The sequence below is a fragment of the Campylobacter sp. 2018MI01 genome, from assembly GCF_018501205.1.
GTDB lineage: Bacteria > Campylobacterota > Campylobacteria > Campylobacterales > Campylobacteraceae > Campylobacter_E.
This window is the reverse complement of record NZ_JAHCZE010000120.1, coordinates 1-949: the sequence shown is the minus strand read 5'-3', so window position 1 is coordinate 949 and position 949 is coordinate 1. Positions and strand designations below refer to the sequence as shown.

The following is a 949-nucleotide window of genomic DNA, read 5'->3' as shown; positions in this document are numbered from 1 at the left end:
TAACTCTGTAAAAGATCAAACAGGGGTAGAAGCTAGTGTTGATGAAAAAGGAAGATTAGTACTTGCTAATAGAGATGGTAGAGGTATTAAGATAACTGATGGGGTGGATAAGAGTTATGATCCAACTGGCAAAGCTTTTACGGCAACTGAAGCAGTTAAAGTAGCAGATAAACACTTGCTTTATACCAATAAAACAGCAGTAGATACCGGTGATAATGGACAAGTTGCTGCAGATTTATCTAAGGCTGAAACTTGGAAAGGTGCTGGTGCTGATGCAGATACAGCCGGTACGCATGATAAAGTAGACTCTATATTAAATAGTGCTAATACATTTGAAGATGTTAAGAATGCTTACTACGAGCAAGCAGCAAGACACGCAGCTGATGGTGTAGCTAAAGTTTCAACTGAAGCTATACAAAAAGCAGTTAAAGATGGAACTGAAATAGATTTAAGTGCTATTCATGCAGAAAAGCTTGGTGCTTTAAATATGGAATTTGTTGGTACAAACAATGCCGTAACTACAGCAGGTGGGGATACTTATAAAGATATGCTGAAAGATGCTAATGATGCAGTAAAAGCAGTTTTAGGTCAAAATACTTCTAAACATGCTAGTTTAGCAGATGCTAATGCTAAAATAGATGATGCCTTAGCAAAACTTCAAAAAGTAGTTGATGCAGCTGATGGTAAAACTATGGCTACAAATGAGGCAGAAAATGGAATGGTTGCTTATGCAGCTATGAAATTCCTTGAAGGTCTTAAAGAAGGCTTAAATGAAGGCGATAGAAAAGGTCTTAAAGAAATGATAGGCTTAACTAACGATACTAAGACTAACTTCGGAAGATTAAGTTTTTCATCAACTAATGGTAAAGACATAGTTGTAGAAGCTACTAGAGATTATGTTGGGGCTGATGATAAATTGCATAGTATGGATGTTACAAGTGCAATAGGC

Annotated in this window: 1 protein-coding gene; it reads left to right on the top strand. The window is 36.7% G+C overall.

Going from position 1 to position 949, the window contains the following annotated elements:
- A partial coding sequence (locus KJQ97_RS09870; protein WP_250325876.1) for a flagellin hook IN motif-containing protein occupies nucleotides 1-949 on the top strand: 949 nt, incomplete at both ends.